This window comes from Cupriavidus basilensis, from assembly GCF_029335485.1.
GTDB lineage: Bacteria > Pseudomonadota > Gammaproteobacteria > Burkholderiales > Burkholderiaceae > Cupriavidus > Cupriavidus basilensis_E.
The window spans coordinates 1-6,290 of record NZ_JARJLM010000408.1 but is presented as its reverse complement, the minus strand read 5'-3'; the positions used below and the strand labels follow the sequence as shown (position 1 = coordinate 6,290).

Below are 6,290 nucleotides of genomic sequence, written 5' to 3'. Positions count from 1 at the left end.
TCGGCCTGGCTGGTGTGCTGGGTGCCGCGGTGGCGGATGCGCACGGGTCGCCAGCCGTGGTTCCAGTCGGCGCACGGGTGGCCGATGAGGTCGAAGGCGATGCCGGGCACGAGGCGGGGATCGTCGCCCTCGACCACGGCGATGCGCGCATCGCGGCGCCGGCCGCGCAGTCGGTTGAGGGTGAAGGGGGCGCCGGCGGCATCCTGCTTGTAGCGCCCGGGGTAGTCGTAGCGCTCGTAGTCGGGCTGGCCTTGGCCGGCGACGCTGGGCGAATGCTCCTGGCGGTAGCGCGGATGCTTGAAGGTGTAGTCGCGCTGGGTCTGCCGGGTGGTGCGCACGTGCTGGGCGTAAGCGAAGCGGCGCAGCGCCGGTTCGGGCTGGTCGGCGCCGGGAGTGGGCTGATAGCGCACGGGGCCGCCGTCGATCGAACCGTGGACGTAGAGGCGATCGCCGAAGACGAGGCGGTGATCGGTGTCGTCGTGGCGGTGGTAGAAGACGAGGCCTTCTTCGGCGGCGAGGCGGCAGACGAAGCCGAGATCGGACTCGCCGGGCTGAACGCAGTACTCGCGGGCGAGGTGCTCGGCGGTGAGGTGCCAGTCTGGGGTGTCGATGCCGTGGTCCTTGAGCACGGCGGCGAGGATGTCGGGGACGTGCTGCTGCTGGAAGAAGCGCCAGTCGGCGCACAGGCCGAGGCGTGCGAGGCGTGGCTCGACGACGGCGCGGTAGCGGGTGCGTCGAAAGCCGGAGTCGCGTTGCTCGAAGGTACTGACGAGACCGTGGACACGGCGCACGGGCCGCGAGCCGTGCCAGAGGGTGAGCAGGGCTGGGCGGTCGAGCACCTGGTCGAAGTCGATGTCGGGGGCGTGGCTGGCGAGATCGAGTTCGAGGCGGTCGAGCTGTGAGAGGCCTTCGTCGAGGGTGAACGCGACGACGTCGAGGTCGATCTTGCCGTCGGTGCCGTGGATGGTGAAGGTGAAACGCAGGTCGGATTGGGTGGGCATAACGATGCTCCAAGAAAAGGTACGGCGCGCGGTGTACTTCATTACGGCACGACGCGTGGCCACGGCCTGTTTCTCTTTCTTGCTAGGCGGCTTTGTGCAACCGGCCAGTGGTACGAGGAGACAGATCACGTGGCGCATCGGCTCAGGTCTTCGGCTTGCTACGGGGCGGGCTGGCCAGGAAGGCGTCCAGCCCTCGGCGCTCGGCTTCCGCCTGTTCCCGGGTGGGGCTGCGATAAGCGGTGGGCTTGGGCGGCGCGGGTGGCACCGGTGGTGCAACGGCACCGCCGCGCGGGCGAATCGAGCCGATGATGGCGTCCCAGACGCCGATGGCTTCGTGGTCGGTGTATTCGGCATCAACGGCGGGAGGGGGCGGGGGACGTTGCCAGAGTGGCCGTTCCCAATAACGAGGGACAAAGGAGGGCAGGCTCCAGCGGACTAGGTCAACGGGCGCATCGGGGTCGAGGGTGCGGCGTTTGGGGCCGCCGCCGGACATCGTCACGGACAGTGTCTGTTGAGCCAGCGATGGTGTCGCGCGATACGTTTCCGCCATGAACTTGAATAGCCGATGGTCCTCGCCTCGAAAGGCGACCAGGACCTGTTCGGAGGCCATGGTCGCGATCGTCAGCGGACCTTGCTTCAACAGCTTGTAGGGATAGCCGATATCATCGGCGTCCTGCTTGAAGCGGGGGATCAGTCGTTGCTTGGTATTCGGGGTGATGGCACTGAGGTAGATCTTCAGGCTGACGTTGGATGCAGGTAGGTAATACGTGATGGAAGCCGACTCGTGGTCGTGATTCCCGCGGATGATGATTGGTCCGAGCGCGAAGCCCGGGCCCGCTCGCTCCGGATCGGCGATTTTCTCGATGGATGAAGCAAGGGTCTTGATGCGTTCCGTCACGGGGGCGATGACGCCATCGTAGGCTTCGGCCTTGATCATCACATAGACACCCTCGACCCATCGATGAAGCTCCTGGATTTCAGCGGAATTGCCATCGGTGCGGCGCTGATAGCGGAGCAGGATCTGTTGCGGATCAAGCGTGGTGGATTCCAGAAGCATGGAGCCGCCGGTACGCGTATTGCCCACGGCTCGGATCAGATTTGCTCGGCGGGCTACCTCGGACGCGAACAACTGCGGCGTGATGCGCTCGGCCAGAATCCTGACGGAGACGGCCTTATGGTCGGCGCCGAGCCCGTAGTAGAACGTCACGTCGCTGCCGGTGCTGTAGTTCCAGCTCTTGGGCAGATCGATCAATTCCCGGCCCATGGCCCAGGTACGCATATCGGTGGTCTGTGCGGTCACGGTTTGTTTCCCCTTCTCGCGAGTCGGCTCTGTGCAACCGGCCACGAGCCAGGAACAGAGCAGCACCAAGAGGACGATTATTGGATGCATGCTGGCTTGGTGGCTTGCGCCGCGATCTTGATCACGCTGTACAGCGTGACGGCCTGGGCCCGCGCATTCAGATAAGACTTTTCATGGTCGAAGCCGGTCAGGCGGAACTGGTAACGGACCTGGCTGCTCTGGGCTTGCTGCTGAGGCGCACGCCCCGAGGCTTCCGGCACGGTGCCGTCACCGATGCCGTCCTGCATGCGGCAGCGCAGCTTCCAGTGCGCTGCCGCCGGCGGTCTCCGGTCACCGGGATGTTGAGTGCCCGCACGCTCCGGCAGCTTGAGGAGTACCGGGTTACTGCCGCCGATGACCGCGTCCGTCTCCATGTCGGAGAAATCGCTACCCGTCAGGGAGCCTTGACTCTCTTGGGGATAGCGAGGCCGCTTCATGTCCCAGGTGATGGAATCAAAGCTCGGCTGGCGGGCGTCTGCTCCATAGTATGCGTAGGTGGATGTGTGATAGAACAAGCCAAGGTCGCGGTGGAAGTCCTTGGCAGCCGTAATGTTGTCGGCGAACGTCTGCCATGTAATCGGTGCGCCGTTCTCTGGCGACAACCACTCCTCCCGCATCAATCCCCACCAACGGTCGCGACGAAGATAGATTTCTTCATAGGGGTCCATGGCCGGCCAGGTGGGCATGATTGGCTTGCCTTGCTCGTCAAAGAGCCGCAGCCAACCCGGGCGGTATTGCGTGGTGGGAAGCAGTTGCAAGGCGCCGGGGGCCTGGGCGAAGACGGCACTGATTTCGCGGCCGGTGGGGCCGATGACCTTGCTGGCCATGAAGCTTTCCTCGCGCATCCCGAGCTTGCAGCGGCGATAGGCGACGGGTGCGCCGTTCGCCGGCATGACGCCGTGCACGATGCCCGCGATGCACTCGCTCATGCCCGGCAGCCGGGCGCATTGCCGGGCGACCAGGCCGCCCATCGAGTGTGTGACCAGGATGACCTGCTTGCAGGCGTCGCCGTATTGTTGGATGACTTGCGCGATACGTTCAGCCAGACGCTCGGCGGCATCTTTGTTGGAGGCGAGCCAGTTATAGCCGCAGGCGTGTATGGGCATGCGGTAGAGTGAGCGCGCCAGGAGGTCGTCGGAAAGCATGGTCGGTAGTCCTTCGCTTTCTACCAGGTCTTGCAAGGCCGGCATCCGGATCGGAGCGCCAGGTTTCAGCCGAGGGGGGGAGCTCGCGTCGAGCGTCTCGAGTTGATCTGGCTCGACGTGGAACTGTGGCCATCGATGCGGCAGGAAGTCATTGTTCAGGGTCGCTTCCAGGTGCAGCAAGAAATCGTGGTAGCTGGTTTCGCTCACTTCGCCCCAGCCGCGCGCACGGTAGAGCTCAGCCAATTGCGCCTGTTGTCCTTGTTCATCGCTTCCGGACGTTGGGCGCACGGATCCCGCCTGACGCTTGGGAACCGCCCCACCGTCATCGATCGTCACTCGATCAGGATGCAGTATCTGCTGCCTCTCGCCTGCTGCTACGCCGTTCCATCTACGAAACAGCCAAAAATTCTTGTTGAACGATCCGGCATCAAGTCGCCAGACGGGAAGGCCATCACCGTTCTCTGCGTCAGGCACCGTCATCAGATTCGTTCCCATAATGCCCGGCACAAAGATCACCGGCAGCACAGCCTCCGGAGGGAGAGGGCACTGCACGGCATCGGTACGGTCGCTGGGCGACAGGTTCCATGCATGCTGAGGCTCGCCCTTGGCGTTGTAGCTGCCAGGGGCCGTGCGTGTGTCCGTCTTGGCTTCGGTCATGAGATCATCCTTGTGTCGGAACATGGAAGGCGGATGGCGTCGCGGCATGCCGCAGCATGGACGCCAATCGCTTATCGCAGGCTGCAATCGAGGCCGTCTTTGCGATGCGCTGTCGTACGCCGTGGTCACGCGCGCTCGGCGGGGTCACGGTGCTTCTCCCGTGGACTGGGGTGAGGTGATAGTGAAGCGGTAGACGTTGCCGGCTTCGACGAAGCGTGCGGCGACTTGCCTGGAGGTGGCGACGAATCCCTGCCCGCGGAGTCGGTACTCGGTGAAGACCACACCATCTGGCACGTCACGCTGCAAGGCGTAGTCGTAGGTGACACGCGGGAAGGCGATGTCGCCCCCGACGCGGCGGATGCCAAGGCACGAGGCGAACAGGCTGGGTAGCTTGAAGAGTTGCGGCGTGCTCCCTGTCCGGATCAGGTAGACGGCCATATGACGCGCCGCGGTACCGCTGGCGGAAGACGGTGTGTTTTCCAAGCAGACATAGCCGTTGGCAAAATAGACCTCCGTGCCGCGGCCCAGGTCGTCAGGCGTCGTGGACTCGCCAGGAAAGAGCCGCGCGCGGGTCAAGCGGAGCTTGCGGCCATTCAGTTGGATATTGCCGTCGGCTACCTTGACCGACTGCCGATGGCCGTTTGCGATGCCCTCCCATCCCTGTTGCACGGTGTTGTCGGGATAGAGACTGTAGGATTGGAGCGTTTTGCTGTCGCGCGCGTTGAACAATGCTCCGGACTGCGACGCATAGTAGCTTTCGTAGCCGTCGAAGATGGGGGATGCGCTGGCTATCGGGGCCATCAGCGTCAACGCGCACCATGCGTATCTGTATTTCATCGGTAAGCCTTCCCGCCAGTGGCTTCTAGGTAGTCACTGTCATGAGTCCAGAAAATGGTTTGGCCGTGCGCCGCGGTAGACACCCAAACGTACTCGTACTTGCCACGCACTTTGGAATTGACTTCCTTGCCGGTCTTCTTGTTCGCCACCTTCCAGTAGATCGTGACGGGCTTGCTTACGGGATCCACGTTGAAGATGTTGTGGGCTTCATCGCCGTAGTAAAAGCCGTCTTTGCGCTTGGGGTGCTTAGCCTTGGTGCGGAAGTCCAGACCGTCCCACCAAAACGCGCCATTGGATGGGTCCGTTCCAGTGTTGGCCAAGGCACTGATGGCATGCTGCAACGCTGCTGTCATGCCTTTATTCTTGGCAATCTGGGCATCGCTGGCGTCCATCAGTTTTTGATACCTCACATTGCCGTCGCTGACGGCGTAGGTGTAGTTCGGGTCGGCCGCGAGCAATTGGTCCACGGTTTTTCCGCCCCAGGCCCGGGCGCGATTCGCCACGGCGTAAGCAATGCCACCGATCTCGTTCGGGTCGTCGGCAACGGATGCTTCGCCGTAGGCAATGGCTGCAAGCTTGCGCGTTTGCTTGTCGATTTGCGTCATGATTGCGGGATCCAGAAAATCACTTTACTGCGCACGGACATCGGCAGCGCCACGGTGCGGCCCTGCGCGTCCAACTCGTTGTCGAACAGCTTGGTCTGTTCAGAGTCGACCCGATAAGCCAGGGAAGCTGGGCTGCCGTCATCATGTTCGGCGTGATAGAAGTACGCGAGATCGCTGTCAGATAGCTCATTCGCCGCGGGATTGGGCTGCTCTTGTGAGGACGGCCATTCCAAGGCGATGCGCTCGGTTGTCATGCCGCGCTGCAGGCTGACATAGCCCTCGCCATCGGTTCGTCCCTCGATGCGGGTGCCATCGGCGCGAATCATGACATACCGACGGTTCTTGGCCGGCGACCCGTTCGGAAGCAAGGCCTGAAACCGCTCGTCGAACGGAGACGTATCCCACGCGTTGAATGCCGCCGACGTGCTGCTGGGGCCGATAAAGTCATAGCTGCCGGCCTTGGTGGTGAAGGCGCCCGGCATGCCCAGCTCAATATTGCCGCCTTGCAGCTTGATGTAGACGCCGCCGCACAAGAGGGTGATGTGCTCCTTCGCCGCGACGATGACGTGGCTCTCGCTGCTGGTCACGTCGACGCTTTGATCGGCTTCGAGGCGCATGACGTTGTGCTGGGTCTGCAACAGCATCTGGCCTTGATGGGCGATGTGGCGCACGTCACCGTTCTGCGCAAAGGTGCTGATGCCGTTGC

General features: G+C 63.0%; 6 protein-coding genes. All 6 read right to left on the bottom strand.

The features are described 5' to 3' along the window. Nucleotides 1-1,001: type VI secretion system Vgr family protein (locus P3W85_RS24365; RefSeq protein WP_276266663.1), on the bottom strand; the 1,001-nt coding region annotated here is incomplete at its 3' end. 142 nt (nt 1,002-1,143) lie between these two features. After that, entirely contained in the window at nt 1,144-2,301 is a 1,158-nt protein-coding gene (locus tag P3W85_RS24360) for a T6SS immunity protein Tli4 family protein (protein WP_276266662.1), read from the bottom strand. A gap of 77 nt (nt 2,302-2,378) precedes the next feature. Further along, a complete protein-coding gene (locus tag P3W85_RS24355; RefSeq protein WP_276266661.1) occupies nt 2,379-4,142 on the bottom strand; it encodes an esterase/lipase family protein in 1,764 nt (587 codons plus the stop codon). 144 nt (nt 4,143-4,286) lie between these two features. Next, the gene (locus P3W85_RS24350) at nt 4,287-4,979 is read right to left on the bottom strand and encodes a hypothetical protein (RefSeq protein ID WP_276266660.1); all 693 of its coding nucleotides are present in this window, start codon (nt 4,977-4,979) and stop codon (nt 4,287-4,289) included. Then, nucleotides 4,976-5,584, bottom strand: a complete 609-nt coding sequence (locus P3W85_RS24345; RefSeq protein ID WP_276266659.1) for a hypothetical protein — start codon at nt 5,582-5,584, stop codon at nt 4,976-4,978. Before P3W85_RS24345 ends, P3W85_RS24350 begins: the two co-directional genes overlap by 4 nt. Continuing rightward, the coding region (locus P3W85_RS24340; RefSeq protein WP_276266658.1) for a DUF2345 domain-containing protein at nt 5,581-6,290 on the bottom strand (710 nt) is incomplete at its 5' end. The genes P3W85_RS24345 and P3W85_RS24340, both read right to left, overlap by 4 nt.